Below are 14454 nucleotides of genomic sequence, written 5' to 3'. Positions count from 1 at the left end.
CTTCCCTTTTGCAACAGTATATCAGTTTCGCCTAATAAAATAAAGTCTCATTTTTGTTTTGCTTTGCAAAATGAAGCCCAGGGGCTAATTTTTTCGATTTCTTCCGTATTTTCTCCCCCCCCCTTTACCCCGGGGGGCAAATCGTGTATCCTTGTGCCCGAAAAGAAAAGCCGCTCCGGCGGCCAATGAATAAAGTGAGGGTCTTTTTTATGAACACAAGAGTCGAAGCCGATTCCATCGGTACCCTGGAAGTGCCTGTTGACGCTTACTATGGCGTCCAGTCCTTGCGCGGCCATCAGAACTTCCCCATCACCGGCCATCCCATGCATGAGCTGCTGATCGTCAGCCTGGCTCAGATCAAGAAGGCCTCTGCCATGGCCAACAAGCATGCCGGCACTCTGGATGCCAAGATCGCCGACGCCATCATCGCCGCCAGCGACGAAGTCATCAACGGCAAGCTCCATGACCAGTTCATCGTCGACGCCATCCAGGGCGGCGCCGGCACCTCTGCCAATATGAACGCCAACGAGGTCATTGCCAACCGGGCCATCGAGATCCTGGGCGGCCAGAAGGGCGATTATTCCATCGTCCATCCCAATGATCATGTGAACATGGCTCAGTCCACCAACGATGTGTATCCCTCCGCCGGCAAGCTGGCCATCCTGGCTCTGCTGCCCGATGCTCTCCATCAGCTGAACCGTCTGTATGAGGCTCTGGAGATCAAGGCCAAGGAATTTGACGATGTGGTCAAGATGGGCCGTACCCAGCTGCAGGACGCCGTGCCCATCCGTCTGGGCCAGTCCTTCCACGCCTATGCCAGCGCCATCCAGCGCGACATCAAGCGTCTGCACAAGGCTTCCAAGGATATGTGCGTTGTGAACATGGGCGCCACCGCCATCGGCACCGCCATCAATGTTTCCGCCGACTACCTGGATCACATTGTGGACGATCTGCGTGAAGTGACCAAGTTCCCCCTGATCCAGTCCGAAGACCTGATCGACGGCACCCAGAACCTGGACGGCTTTGTGAATGTGTCCGGCATCATCAAAACCTGCGCCGTCACCCTGTCCAAGATGTCCAACGACCTGCGGCTGATGTCCAGCGGCCCCCGTACTGGCCTGGCTGAAATCAACCTGCCTCCCAAGCAGAACGGCTCTTCCATCATGCCGGGTAAGGTCAACCCTGTTATCCCCGAAGTGATGAGCCAGGTGGCCTTCAACATCATCGGCAACGATATGTGCATCACCATGGCTGCCGAAGCCGGTCAGCTGGAGCTGAACGCCTTCGAGCCCGTGCTGTTCTACAACCTGTTCGAATCCATCGAGACCCTCACCGGCGGCGTGCGTACCCTGATCGACAACTGCATCCTGGGCATCACCGCCAACAAGGAGCACTGCCTGGAGCTGCTGGAGCACAGCGTGGGCATGATCACCGCCCTCTGCCCCTTCATCGGCTACAAGCGGGCCAGCGAGATCGCTAAGGAATCCCTGAAGACCGGCGTGCCTGTGCGTAAGCTGGTGGTTCAGAAGGGCATCGTCTCCGCCGACGAAGTGGATGAGATCCTCAACCCCTTCAAGCTGACCTTCTCCGAGAAGGAGCGGGAAGAGCTGGAGCAGTTCACAAAGAAGCACCAGAACAAGTAAGTAACCGCTGCAAAAGCTATCAAAGCCCGGAAGCCATGTGCTTCCGGGCTTTCAGACTGTCGAAAAACCTATATAACGAAAAAGGTCGTCCGCCCTACCCCTATAAATCCGCAAAAAGCCGCGACCTGTGCGTGGCTTTTTGCACTTCTCAAGGGGCAAGTGTGCGCCAAAGGCGTGCATACAGCCCCTTGCAAAAACTCGAAAAAGTGGCCTAAGCCACTTTTTCGACACGCTCAAAGCCCGGAAGCCATGTGCTTCCGGGCTTTCTTTTTGCCTGCATCAAAAAAGCACAAAAAGGGGCCGGGAGAACATTCTCCCGGCCCCTTTTTTCACTATGATACTTGCCCGAACTTATTCTTCGGTATCCACGAACTTGCTTTCTTCGATGACCTTCTGCTGTACCGCAGGAGGAGCTTCCTCGTAGCGCTCAAACTTGTAAGTAAACCAGCCCCGGCCCTGGGTGATGGAGCGGAGGGTAATGGCATAGGAACCAACTTCCGCCATGGGCACTTCGGCCACCACTTCCTGCTCGCCGCCTTCGGTGGGGTTCATGCCCAGGATACGGCCGCGGCGCTTGTTCAGATCGCCGATCACATCGCCCATGCAGCTGTCGGGCACATAGACCTTCATCATGCCCATGGGCTCCAGGATGCAGGGATTGGCCTGAGGAATACCGGCCTTGTAAGCCAGACGGGCCGCCATCTTAAAGGAAAGCTCGTTGCTGTCCACATCGTGGTAGGAACCATCGGTGAGGATGGCATGGAGTCCCACCAGGGGATACCCGGCCAGAACGCCGTGCTCCATGGCTTCCTTGATGCCCTTATCCACAGCGGGATGGAAATTCTTCGGCACGCTGCCGCCGAAGGTGCGCTCTTCAAAGAGGTAATCGCCCTCAGCATAAGGCTCAAAGGTCATCTTGACATGACCATACTGGCCATGGCCGCCGGACTGTTTCTTATGCTTGCCTTCCACGCTCACAGACTTACGGATCTTCTCACGATAAGGCACCTTGGGATCCTGGAGGTCCACTTCCACGCCGAACTTACTCTTCAGCTTGGAGCAGATCACATCCAGATGGATATCGCCGGCGCCGGAAATGACCATCTGATGGGTCTCGGTGTTGTTCTGCACAATAAAGGCCGGGTCTTCGTCACGCAGCTTGTTCAGGCCAGCGGCCAGCTTATCTTCGGTGCCCTTCACCTTGGGGGTGATGGCCTGGGAATAGCAGGGTTCGGCAAAATCAATGCCGTCCAGTGTGATATTCACCGAAGGATCGGCCAGAGTGTCGCCGGTCTTGGTGTCAACCAGTTTGGAAACCGCCGCGAAATCGCCGCAGCAGACTTCCTTCACTTCGGTATTCTTCTTGCCGTTGACGGTATAGATATGGCCCATCTTTTCCATGGTGCCGGTGCGCTGGTTCTTCAGCTGCATATCGGCTGTGATCTTGCCGGAGACCACTTTGAAGAAGGAGAAGCGGCCATACTGATCGGCAATGGTCTTAAAGACGATGGCCAGAGGCTTGCCGTTTTCGTCGAACTTCACTTCGGTCTCTTCGCCGTTTTCGTCCACGCCGTGCTCGGTCAGGCCCTCGTAGGGGATGGGAGCGTAGTCGATCAGGGTCTTGATCAGCTGCAAAGAGCCCACGCCGGTGAACGCACTGCCGCAGCACACCGGGGTGATGGCGCCTTCCAGCACGCCCTGATGCAGGCCGTGGATCAGCTCTTCTTCGGTGAACTCCTCACCGGCGAAGTATTTTTCCATCATCTCTTCGGAATTGGTGGCAACGCTTTCCACCAGGGAATCACGGAGACGGTCCACTTTGTCCATCTTTTCCTTGGGCAGCTGGACTTCCACGATCTTGCCGTTTTCCGCTTTATAGGCCTTGCGGGTAACGATATTGATAACGCCTGCGGGACGGTTGCCCTCTTCAAAGAAGGGGAACACAAAGGGAGCGACGCTGTTGCCGAACTGGCCGCGCAGGTTCTCGTATACATTGTCGAAGTTGGCGTTTTCCTCGTCGATCTTGGACACATAGAAGAAGCTGGGCAGCTTCTTGCCGCGAACCATACGCCAGGCTTTTTCGGTGCCCACATTGACGCCGTCCTTGGCGGAGACCACGATCAGGCCGCAGCCGGCCACGCGGAGGGCCTGGGCCACTTCTCCGGCGAAGTCGAAATAGCCCGGGGTGTCCAGAATGTTCAGTTTATAGCCCTGGGTCTCCAGAGTGACCAGTGTGGTCTGAATGGAGATCTTCCGCTTTATCTCTTCCGGGTCGTAATCGCACACCGTGGTGCCGTCGGCGATCTTGCCCAGACGGTCGGTGTTCCCGGTCATATACAACAGGCTCTCCACCAAGGAGGTTTTGCCATCCCCGCCGTGTCCCAGCAGGCAGATATTCCTGATTTTTTCAGTTGTGTAGGCCATGATTGAATCTCTCCTTTATGTGAATATGAACTGCTTCTGTTAGTCATTATACAGTATATTTAACATGTTTACAATGAATTTCTTTGGGCATTTTCACATAAAAATAGAGCGATTTTTTTAATATCTGGACAAAAGGGAGCTGTAGAGCCACACAGGGATATACCACAAAATCAGGTACAAAAGCACATTCCAGGGCCCTGCGGCATGAAGATTGCCTGTGCTGGACAGATAATACATCAGTGCGATGCCGATGACGGAGCACAGAAGAGACACCGTCAGATTGAACCGGACGGCCCGATGGAGACGCCGAGCTCCTGTAACACATTCGCAAAAACTCAGCATGGTATTTCGTGACAGCAGCGCCAGGGGTTTTCCCTTGCCCCGTCCCTCCTCCTGGGCCAGGGCCACCCTCTCCTCCACATCGGGAAAATCGGTGCGGCCGGGGCGGAGGTCAAATTTGTCCTCCACCATCAAAGGAGTCACATTGAAATCCCGGGTGGCCAGCAGCGGACGCAGCCGCCCCACCCGCAGCACCCGGAAGGCGGAATAGCTCTGGGGCGGAGTGCTATACTTCAAAGCAAACACTCCGGCAAAGGCCCCATTCACCGCCACAAAGACGCCGCTTTTGATGCTGCGGCCTTCGCTGACATGGATGCCCATGCGCATCAGGAAGCTGGCCGTGCCACACAAAACGCTGTCCGGGCCGATCTGGGCCGAGATGCCTCCGGTCTCAAAATACTGCACCCGGGCCGGTTCCGGCACAAAGATATATTGCTGTTTGGCAAACTCCAGGAAGGCATGGCTGACGCCGCCTCCCACGGCCCGCAGAGCACCGGCGGCAAAGGCCACCACCTTTTCCATGCTCATGCTCCGGGCGATTTTCATGCCGCTGATGGCCACGCTGCCCGGCGGGAAAATATCGCTGTCGGTGATCACGGCCAGCTCGCCCCAGGCCAGCTCTCTGGCGCTGCGGGCGCTGAGCAAGGCGGAACCGCCGGTGAACAGCTTTTTGGAAATACGCACTCCCGGTGTTGCAGTGGACAAAAGCAGTCCCATGGGAGCCAGCATAGCGGTGATCGCCGCCAAAGCAGGGAAAAACTGCTGCGGCGCTCCGGTGCCGAAGGAGGCCATCACCGAAAGGGCCAGAACGGCCACGATGGCCAGCGGGGCATAGATGCGGGAAAAGGCCATGGTGGCATCAGGGGATTCCACTTGGGACAGGTCGGCCTCCTTGGCCCCTTTGGCCTTATAAACCAAAGTACGCTCTTTCCGGTTTTCCTTGGTGCACACGGCGGCCGGATCGGTGCTCAGGCTGGCAGCCTTATAGGTGCGGCGCAGCATCAAAAGCCGTCCCCGTTTGCTGAGGATGGCAAAAAACAGCGCTCCCTGCGCCACGCAGATATAGGGCATGGCAGCATCTTTTTGCCCGATGCTCCATAGGCCATGGGCCAGGGCCGCCAGGGCCGAAAGCAGCACCGCCGAGTCCAATGTGGGACGCAGACGGCACAGCCGATAGAGTCCGGCAAAGACCACATCCCCGGCGGATGCCATGGAAAAGACCAGCAGCACACACAGGGCGATAAAATAAAAATGAGGTACCGTAGCAAAAGAATAGGCTTCCGGGATGGGAAGGGCCAGATCGGGCAACGCGGTGACGCCCAGTCCCAACATCCAGAAAAAGAAGGCCAGCACTGACCGCAGCCGCAGCCGGCGCAGTTTTTTCCCCAGATTGGTCAGGGTCTTGGGCAGATCCTCCAGATCGGCAGCAAAGAGGAAGTCATAAGGGATCGGCTCTTTGGGCTCCTCTTCTTCGTATTCGTAATCTTCGTAATCCTCATATTCCGGATACTCCGGCTCTTCCACCGGCTTTTTCCTCCGGCCTTTGAAGAAAGAAGGCTTTTCCTTGCCTTTTTCCGGCGGTACATGCTGTTCTTCCGCCGGAACATCCTTCTCCCGGTGCTGAGGCTTTTTCTTTTTTGCCGCTTCCGGCGGCTCTTCCATTTGGTGCGCCGGAGGGCCGGAGGGCTTTCTCCCTCCAGAGCGCGAAGCCTTCCCGCTCTTTTCCTCCTGCTGCACCTTGGCCGCCACCCGGCTGGTGATGTCGATCACCCGGCTCTCTCCCGGCTGAAGCGGTGGAATCGCTGGAGCTTTTTTCTCCGGCTCCTCCTTCGCTTCCTCCTGGACGGTCCCGGCCTCTTCCTTTTCCTCCGGCTCCGGCTCTTGTTCTTTCTCCTCCCGGCTCTCCTCTTCGGTGGGCTCCGGCTGGAGTTTCTTCTCCCGACGGGGCATGGGGATGGGGGCCGGGACCGGCTCTTCCGGCGGCGTAAGCTCATCAAATACAGGGGCGTCCGCTTCCCGCTCCTCTGGCTCCCGCAGCTGGGCATTTTTAAATTCGGCGATGATCTCATCTACCGAATATTCTTCATCTTCCGGCTTCCAGCTCACACTTCGCTCCTTGTCTGCTCCATCCGCTGCCGCACCGCTTCATACAGCAAAATTGCGGCGGCGTTGGAGGCATTGAGGGATGAGATCCGCCCTTTCTGGGGGATCCGCACCACATAATCACATTCTTTTTTCACCAGGGCGGAAATACCTTCCCCCTCGCTGCCAATGACAATGGCCGCAGGCCCTTTCCAATCGGCTTCATACAGCGTCCGATCCCCGTCCATATCGGCGGCAAAGAGGAAAATCCCCTCTTCCTTCAGCCGGGAGATCACCGAAGGCAGGTTGTTGACCTTGGCCACCGGCAAATACTCCAGCGCCCCGGCGGCCGCTTTGGCACAAGCACTGTTCAATGTGGCGCTGCGCCGACGGGGGATGATGACTCCATGGGCCCCGGCCACCTCGGCGGTACGGATGATCGCTCCCAGATTGTGAGGATCGGTAATGCCATCGCACAGCACCAGCAGCGGGTCCTCCCCCCGCTCCCGGGCCAGAGCCAGCATATCCTCCACGCTGCGATAGGGCACAGCGGCACACAGGGCGATGATGCCCTGATGGGAGCCGGTGATGCTCATGGCATCCAGCTTCCGGCGATCGATTTCCTGGGCGGTGATGCCCTGCTTCCGGGCCTGGGCCACCAGATGGCCCAGAGTGCCGATGGCTCCTTGGGCAAAATAGATCTTGTCGATTTCCCGGCCGCTGCGCAGGGCCTCGGTGACGGCGTTGCGCCCCTCCAGCATATTCTCATCGGAGGCGCCGGCGGGGGCTTTCGGCCCTCCACGGAAGGGACGGCCTTTGTTTCCTCCCTTGCCGCGCCAGGCGGGGGCTCCCCGTCCATCCTGCCCTTTGCGTCCTTCCGGCTGTTTGTTCATGCCTCTTTCCTCCATCGTTTCTTCTAATTTATTCCACTTCTCGAGGATTCTTTCCCCGGTATCCCTCATTATAACAGAAAGACCGAAAAAAAATAACCGTTTGCCCTGGGAATTTCGACAAATTTCACATTTTCTTTTTGTCCCAGGATAAAAAAAGCCCCGGAAAGGACGAATCTTTCCGGGGACGAACTATGATAGCTGCTGAAATCTCTGTGAAAAGTTCCTGCAAAAGTTTACCGAAAGAAATCATGCGGTTCCCTTGCAAACCGGCCCGGAACGGGCCAACACGACGGTCCGGGCACCGGACTCAGCGGGCCATGCCGTCCTTCTCTCCGAAAAATTTGTCATGTAGTGCCTGCATGGTTTCCCCATGGGAGGCAACCTCCCCTGGGGGCCCCGATTTGAATAGATCCCTCCGGCAAAGCCGAAGGGATCATACGCCCAACGGGCGCGGGCCCGAGGGCCCGTCAGCGGGCCATGCCGTCCTTCTCTCCGAAAAATTTGTCATGTAGTGCCTGCATGGCCCGCTGAGTATCCTGGCTTTTGATGATCACCGACACCTTGATCTCGCTGGTGGCGATGAACATAATATTGATCCCCGCTTCATACAAAGCCTGGAACATATCGGAAGCCACGCCGCTGCTGCCGGCCATACCGGCTCCCACGATAGAGATCTTGCTCACCTCCGGGTCCATGGACAGGCTGGCATATTCCACATCCTTCTGCTCCCGGATGATGGCCAGCGCCCGCTCTCCCTGACGCTTCTGCACGGTGAAGCAAATATGTTTGCATCCGTTTTCTCCGGCGGACTGGACGATCATATCCACGCTGATCTTTTCCTTGGCCAGCCGGTCAAAAATCTGATAAGCAATGCCGGGCACATCGGCGGTACCGGTCAAACTGATGACCGCCACATCCAGATCCCGGGCAATGCCGCTGACTGTTTTCCGTTCCATGGTCTCCTCCCTCACTGCCGTTCCCGGCGCATCGGTAAAGCTGGAGCGCACCTCCAGGGGCACGCCGTGGCGTTTGGCCATTTCCACCGACCGGTTGTGGAGCACCTGGGCTCCCATGGACGCCAGTTCCAGCATCTCGTCATAAGTGATGTCATCCAGTTTCCGGGCCCCTTCCACCATCCGGGGGTCGGCGGTATAGACCCCATCCACATCGGTATAAATGATGCATTTTTCCCCCCCCAATGCAGCGGCCAGCGCTACCGCCGTGGTGTCCGAGCCGCCCCGGCCGATGGTGGTGATATCCTCTTGTTCATCCAGACCCTGGAAACCGGCCACCACCACGATCTTTCCCTTTTCCAGCTCCTCTTTCAGCCGGGCGTTTTCCACAAAGCGCACCCGGGCCACGGTATGCTGGCTGTCGGTGCGCACCCCGGCCTGCCAGCCGGTGAGGGACACCGCCGGGCATCCCAGCTGATGAAGGGCCATGGCGAGCAGGGCAATGGAAATCTGCTCTCCGGTGGAAAGGAGCATATCCATCTCCCGCAGCGGCAGATCGCTGCCGATCTCCGCTGCTTTTTCCAGCAGTTCATCAGTGGTGTCTCCTTGGGCGGAGACCACTACCACCACCTGATGGCCCTGCTGCCAATTCTTTTTCGCAATGGCGGCCACATGGAACAGGCGCTCTTTGTTCCCCACCGAGGTGCCGCCGAATTTCAATACCATCAAAGACACGCTATCGTCCTCCAATATCTGAGGCGCGGGCCAGAGCCTATGCTCCGGCCTGCTGATTCATTACCAGTATATGAGCCCCCGTGCCAAAGGGCTGCTCTTCCTCTCCACATTTTAAAGGGGCTTCCTGTTTTTTTAAAGGGCAATGTTACATAATATTTTTAAAGCGGTCTGGGCGACTTTTTCCCATTGTCCCGCAAAAGGAGTGAAACCCTGTGCATCTGCATGAAAACCCATCCATTGACCTGCTGCTCAAACTGATCTATCTCTTGCTCATCGCCGGAGGGGTATGGCTGTTTTTCCACTATATCTTCGGCTGGGTGCTGCCGCTGATCATTGCCTACCTGCTTTCCCGTCTGATCCAGAAGCCGGTGGCCTTCCTGCAGCAAAAATGCCGGCTTCCCCGGAATATGGCCGCCTTCCTTTGCACCATCCTCACCGTGGGACTTCTGAGCTGGGTGGTTTACTTTGTGCTGTCCCGCCTTTTCACAGAGGCCTTCGCCCTTTTCCAGGCCCTGCCCGCCTATCTGGACGACCTGCCTCAAAAACTGGACCGTGCCAATCTGGCCTTACGGCAATGGGCCGCCCGATGGCACCTGTCTTTTATCGACCCGGCCCTTTTATCCTTTGAAACTCTTCTGGCCCAGATCAAGCCGCCTTCGGTGGATGTGACCCAGATTCTGAGCACCCTGGGATCGGCGGCCACCGGTCTGCCTTCGGTGCTCCTCACCCTGGCCTTCATCCTGCTGGGCACCTACTTCATGAGCGGAGAACAAAGCAAGATCTCCGGTTTTCTGGCCCAATGCCTGGGGGAAAAGGGCACCCAGCTGGGCCGCCAGCTGCGGGCCTTTCTCTATGAAAGCGTGGGAAAGTGGCTGCGGGCCCAGTGCATCCTCATCTGCATCACCTTCTGCGAGCTTTCGGTGGGCTTTTTTCTGTTAAAGCTGCCCTATGCCGGGCTTCTGGCCCTGCTCATCGCCTTCATCGATGCCTTACCCATTTTGGGAGCGGGCGCCGTGCTGCTGCCCTGGGCTTTGTTTTCCTTTCTCCTGGGGCAAAAGGGCCTGGCCCTGGGGCTGGGGCTGCTTTATGCCGTGATGCTTCTGGTGCGCAGCCTGCTGGAGCCCCGCATCGTGGGAGCCCAGTTGGGGCTGGATCCCTTTGTCACGCTGCTGTGCATCTATTTTGGCTTCCGGATCGCAGGTTTTGCCGGAATGTTCATTCTGCCGGTAGTGGTGCTCACCACATTCAAACTGCGGGAATGGGGCTATGTATCCCTGGAAAGAAACACCGGCTCTTCCCAGGGAAAAGAATAAAGAAAGCCCCTTTCGCCCTGGCGACACCGGACCCGTAGTAACCTGCGCTTTCTGCAGGTGGGTCCGCTCTTCGCTGTTTCAGCGCTTCCAACTTCCGACTCTCCGAAGAGGGCGGGAGGCCTGCAATCCGCAGCGAAATACGCGGTCCCGTTTCGTTACTTTGTGGGTTAAAATAGATCCGGCGCCGCCAGCGCGAAAGGGGCGGCAAACCTTATGATATGGAGAGGAAAAGATCAATATCCCTCTTTCCGGGCTTCTTCTTCCTCTTGTTCTTCGTAATAATCCTCCAGGCGCTGGGAGAAGATCTCAAACACCTTTTCCAGCAGCTCCTCATCTTCCACGGTGGCCAGGATCTCTTCTCCTGTCTGCTCATCGGGCTCCACCCGCAGAATCATCAGTTCGTATTCATCGGACAGGGACATCTCGGCTGGAATGAAGGCCATGTAGGTCTCCCCTTCGTATTCCAGGGTGTCCAGGTGTTCCAGCTCCAGCTGATTGCCCTCGTCATCGGTGAGAGTGAGGAAATCGTTGCCGTAGCCGTCTTGGTTTTGGCTCAGTGTGCTCATAAAGCATCTATCCTGCCGGAAGAGCCGGCTTTTCCTTTCGGTTTCGTTTTTACTATTATACCACAATCGGGGCAAAGAAAAAGAGTTGACACAAAAAGATTTCGCTGGTATACTATCTTTGGTAAAACAAAGCAGGGCTGACCGCCCTCACCCTCATGGCTGACAGAAAGGGTCAAGACTGGGTTTCTCTTTCCTTTTTGGGGAAAGAGCGGTTTTTGTAGCTTAGGCGGTCGCTTTGCGCCTGAGCTTTTTTCATTTTCAAGGAGGTGCTTTTACATTAGCATCATGGAACATCAAATCAACGAGGAAATCCGGGAAAAGGAAGTCCGGCTGATCGACAGCGAGGGCCAGCAGCTGGGGATCATGTCCCTTCAGAAGGCGCTGGATGCCGCCGAAGAAAAGGGACTCGACCTGGTGAACATCTCCCCCAAGGCCAATCCCCCCGTCTGCAAGATCATGGACTATGGCAAGTTCCGCTTTGAGCAGGCTAAAAAAGAGAAGGAAGCCAAGAAAAATCAGCGCATTGTGGAAGTCAAAGAGATCCGCTTTTCTCCGAAGATCGATGTGCATGATTTTGAGGTAAAAGCCCGCAACGCCACCAAGTTCCTCACCGGCGGCGACAAGGTGAAGGTCACCGTCCGCTTCCGCGGCCGGGAAATGGCTCACACCCAGATCGGTATGGATCTGCTGAAGAAGTTCGCCGAAACCTGCAAGGAAGTGGGCAATGTGGAAAAAGAGCCCAAGCTGGAGGGCCGCCAGATGATCATGTTCCTGGCCCCCGTCAAGAAAAAACCATAACGGCTGTGCCGTTTGTTTTAAGAGAGGAGTTTCAAAAGCTATGCCGAAGATCAAAACTCATACAGGCGCCAAAAAAAGATTTAAGCTGACCAAGTCCGGCAAAATCAAGCACGGTTCCATCAACAGACGCCATTTCAACAATGGCCATGGCTACACCGCCAAGAGAAGACGCCAGCTGCGCAAGGCCGACTATGTGGATTCCACCAAGGCCGCCCAGATCAAGCGTCTGCTGCCCTACAACTAATCAAAAGCATACACAGGAGGCTGAAATACAATGGCTAGAGTAAAAGGCGCGATGATGACGCGCAAAAGAAGAAAAAAGACCCTCAAGCTGGCAAAAGGCTATTGGGGCAATAAAAGGAACCATTACAAGGTTGCCAATCAGCAGGTGATGAAGTCTCTGAAGTATGCCTATGTGGGCAGAAAGCTGAAAAAGCGCGACTTCAGAAGACTGTGGATCACCCGTATCTCTGCGGCTTGCGCCCAGAACGACATCAACTATTCCCGTTTCATGAACGGCCTGAAGAAGGCGGGCATCGGCCTGAACCGGAAGATGCTGGCCGAGCTGGCTGTGTCCGACATGGCTGCTTTCACCTCCCTGGTGGAAAAGGCCAAGGCCGCTCTGTAAATTTTATCTTTTCCAAAAAAGCGAGACAAGCGTCTCGCTTTTTTCTTTTGCAAAAACGGGAACTTTTCCCTGAGGCCTTCGTCTAAAGAGGGCATGAAACCCAATGAGACCGAAAGGAGACTGTAACCCATGAACAAAAAGCATTACCTGGCCCGGCCTGCGGCTGCGGCCCTTTCCCTTACCATGCTGTGGAGCGCCGTTGCTGCCGCCCCTCTCAGCGACATCCAGGGCCACTGGGCCGAGAAGAACATCACCCGCTGGGTGGAAGCCGGCAAACTGGGCGGCTATGAGGACGGCACCTTCCGTCCCGACAACAACATCACCCGGGCGGAATTTGCCAACATTCTGGCAAACCTGCTCTCCCAGCCGGCAGAAACTCCCGAAAGCCCCTTCTCCGATGTGAAGGAAGGCGATTGGTATTATTCTGCTGTCACTAAACTGCTGGCCTATGGCGTCGTCTCGGAAGATGAAACCTTCCGCCCCTCCCAGAACATCACCCGCCAGGATGCCATGACCATGGCCGGGCGCGCTTTCTGCATCACCTCGGCCAATGACGAAGTGTTGAATAAGTTCTCTGACGGCGATCAGGTAGCCGCTTATGCCCAGGCTTCTGTGGCCGGCTTTGTGGAAAAAGGCTATCTGGGCGGCTATCCCGACGGTACCCTCCGTCCTCTGGCCAACATCACCCGGGCCGAAAGCGTCAAGCTGCTGGATTCCCTGGGCCTGGTCCACGATGCCGATTCTCTGGAAGGAATCATTGAGCGCACCTATGCCGGTCTGGAAGATCCCGATGTGATCCCCATGGTAACCACCACCCGCATCACCGCTGAGACCGCCGAATACTATCTGGGCCTGAAGGATCTGTCCCAGGTGGAAGAAGCAGTGGCTTCGGAAGCGGCCATCGGCTCCATACCTCACTCGGTGTGCCTGGTGCGGGCCAAGGGCGGCGTGGATGTGGAAGCTCTGAAAGAGAAGATCCGCACCTCGGTGAATCCCCGGAAGTGGATCTGCGTGGGCGTGGAGCGCGAGGACATCGTCATGGCCAGCCAGGGCAATCTGATTCTGATGGTCATCAATCCCGATATTCCTCAGCAGATTGCCGACAGCTTCATGAAGCTGGACCTTTCCCCCAAACTCATCCCGGATGCCGATGGCCTGATCCAGTATGAGGGCTATTACATGGACGACATCGGCACCCTGCGGCCCGATTCGGTGAAAAAATTTGCCGCGAAGATCGAAAACCTGGCTGCCGATCAGCTGAAAAAAGCGGCCAACCTGTACTATTCCGTCATCCCCAGCAAGTCCTATTTTGTCAATGACAAGCTGGAGACCTCCTTTGACTACGGCCAGATGAAGTCCATTCTGGGGGAGAATGTGAAGAGCGCTCAGTACATCGACCTGTTCGGCGCACTCCAGCTGGAGGACTACTACAAGACCGATCCCCACTGGCGCCAGGAATGCCTGCAGGATGTGGTCGATACACTGGGAAAGACCATGGGCTTCTCCGTTGATCTGTCCACCTTCACAGCCAACACCACCACCGAAGGCATCACCGGCCAGCACGGCCAGGGCAAGAAGGGCTTCCCCACTGAGACCCTGACCTATCTCACCTCTGCCGCCATGAAGCAGGTCAAGGTGAACAACTGGGACCAGACCGCTCCCGCTGCCATTTATGATGTGGCTGCTCTGGAAGGAGACTCCCCCTATGATGTGTTCCTCTCCGGCCCCACTCCCCTGGTGACTCTGGAAAACCCCAACGCCACCTCGGGCAAGGAGCTGGTGATCTTCCGGGATTCCTATTCCTGCAGCCTGGCTCCCCTGCTGGTGGAGCAGTACAAGACCGTCACACTGGTGGATCTCCGCTACATGATGAGCAGCCTGCTGCCTCAGTATGTGGACTTTGCCGGGAAGGATGTGCTCTTCCTGTATAACGAGCAGGTGGTCAACCACAGCGAAATGCTGAAGTAAACACCAAAGATACCATATTTCTCTCCCGCCGGGCCTTGGGGCCTGGCGGGAAAACTGCACCGGGGAAAAAAATTTTTCCCCGGTGTTTTTTTGTAAAGTTCCTGCAAAAACA

General features: G+C 56.5%; 11 protein-coding genes and 1 other RNA gene. 6 read left to right on the top strand and 6 right to left on the bottom strand.

Features of this window, described 5'->3' with window-relative positions; translation table 11 throughout:
- Positions 1-209: 209 nt before the first annotated feature.
- Positions 210-1643, top strand: a complete 1434-nt coding sequence (locus KQI26_RS04250) for an aspartate ammonia-lyase (protein ID WP_216503351.1) — start codon at positions 210-212, stop codon at positions 1641-1643.
- A 351-nt stretch (positions 1644-1994) separates the two neighbouring features.
- Here the strand turns inward: KQI26_RS04250 and KQI26_RS04245 are convergent, their stop codons facing one another.
- The 4 genes from KQI26_RS04245 to KQI26_RS04230 form a co-directional block, all read right to left on the bottom strand.
- Positions 1995-4067, bottom strand: a complete 2073-nt coding sequence (locus tag KQI26_RS04245) for a translation factor GTPase family protein (protein WP_216503350.1) — start codon at positions 4065-4067, stop codon at positions 1995-1997.
- Positions 4068-4184: 117 nt separating this feature from the next.
- A complete protein-coding gene (locus KQI26_RS04240; protein ID WP_216503349.1) occupies positions 4185-6512 on the bottom strand; it encodes a hypothetical protein in 2328 nt (775 codons plus the stop codon).
- A complete protein-coding gene (rlmB, locus tag KQI26_RS04235) occupies positions 6509-7381 on the bottom strand; it encodes a 23S rRNA (guanosine(2251)-2'-O)-methyltransferase RlmB (protein WP_118427762.1) in 873 nt (290 codons plus the stop codon). The genes KQI26_RS04240 and rlmB overlap by 4 nt, the downstream gene beginning before the upstream one ends.
- A 467-nt stretch (positions 7382-7848) precedes the next feature.
- Complete coding sequence (locus KQI26_RS04230) at positions 7849-9069, bottom strand: aspartate kinase (protein ID WP_216503348.1); 1221 nt, start codon at positions 9067-9069, stop codon at positions 7849-7851.
- Positions 9070-9281: 212 nt separating this feature from the next.
- On the opposite strand from KQI26_RS04230, the gene ytvI reads away from it, so the two are divergent.
- On the top strand, positions 9282-10382 hold the full coding sequence (gene ytvI / locus KQI26_RS04225) for a sporulation integral membrane protein YtvI (protein WP_216503347.1): 1101 nt from the start codon (positions 9282-9284) through the stop codon (positions 10380-10382).
- On the opposite strand, the gene ssrS is transcribed toward ytvI, so the two are convergent.
- A non-coding RNA gene (ssrS, locus tag KQI26_RS04220) (6S RNA) lies at positions 10383-10589 on the bottom strand.
- 26 nt (positions 10590-10615) lie between these two features.
- Positions 10616-10948 carry a DUF1292 domain-containing protein gene (locus KQI26_RS04215; protein ID WP_118427759.1) on the bottom strand — a complete coding sequence of 111 codons (333 nt, stop codon included), beginning with the start codon at positions 10946-10948 and terminating at the stop codon, positions 10616-10618.
- Between the two features lie 285 nt (positions 10949-11233).
- Between KQI26_RS04215 and infC the strand changes: the two genes are divergently transcribed.
- From infC to KQI26_RS04195, 4 genes are all read left to right on the top strand, one after another.
- Positions 11234-11746, top strand: coding sequence for a translation initiation factor IF-3 (infC, locus tag KQI26_RS04210; protein ID WP_118427758.1), 513 nt, complete (start codon positions 11234-11236; stop codon positions 11744-11746).
- A gap of 40 nt (positions 11747-11786) precedes the next feature.
- On the top strand, positions 11787-11990 hold the full coding sequence (rpmI, locus tag KQI26_RS04205; RefSeq protein ID WP_118427757.1) for a 50S ribosomal protein L35: 204 nt from the start codon (positions 11787-11789) through the stop codon (positions 11988-11990).
- A 30-nt stretch (positions 11991-12020) separates the two neighbouring features.
- Positions 12021-12374 (top strand): 50S ribosomal protein L20, encoded by a 354-nt coding sequence (gene rplT / locus KQI26_RS04200; protein WP_216503346.1) that lies wholly within the window; start codon positions 12021-12023, stop codon positions 12372-12374.
- 129 nt (positions 12375-12503) lie between these two features.
- Positions 12504-14342 (top strand): DHHW family protein, encoded by a 1839-nt coding sequence (locus tag KQI26_RS04195; protein ID WP_216503345.1) that lies wholly within the window; start codon positions 12504-12506, stop codon positions 14340-14342.
- Positions 14343-14454 lie beyond the last annotated feature (112 nt).

This window comes from Intestinimonas sp. MSJ-38 (assembly GCF_018917925.1).
Classification (GTDB): Bacteria; Bacillota; Clostridia; order Oscillospirales; family Butyricicoccaceae; genus Pseudobutyricicoccus.
This window is presented reverse-complemented; position numbering and strand designations above follow the sequence as displayed.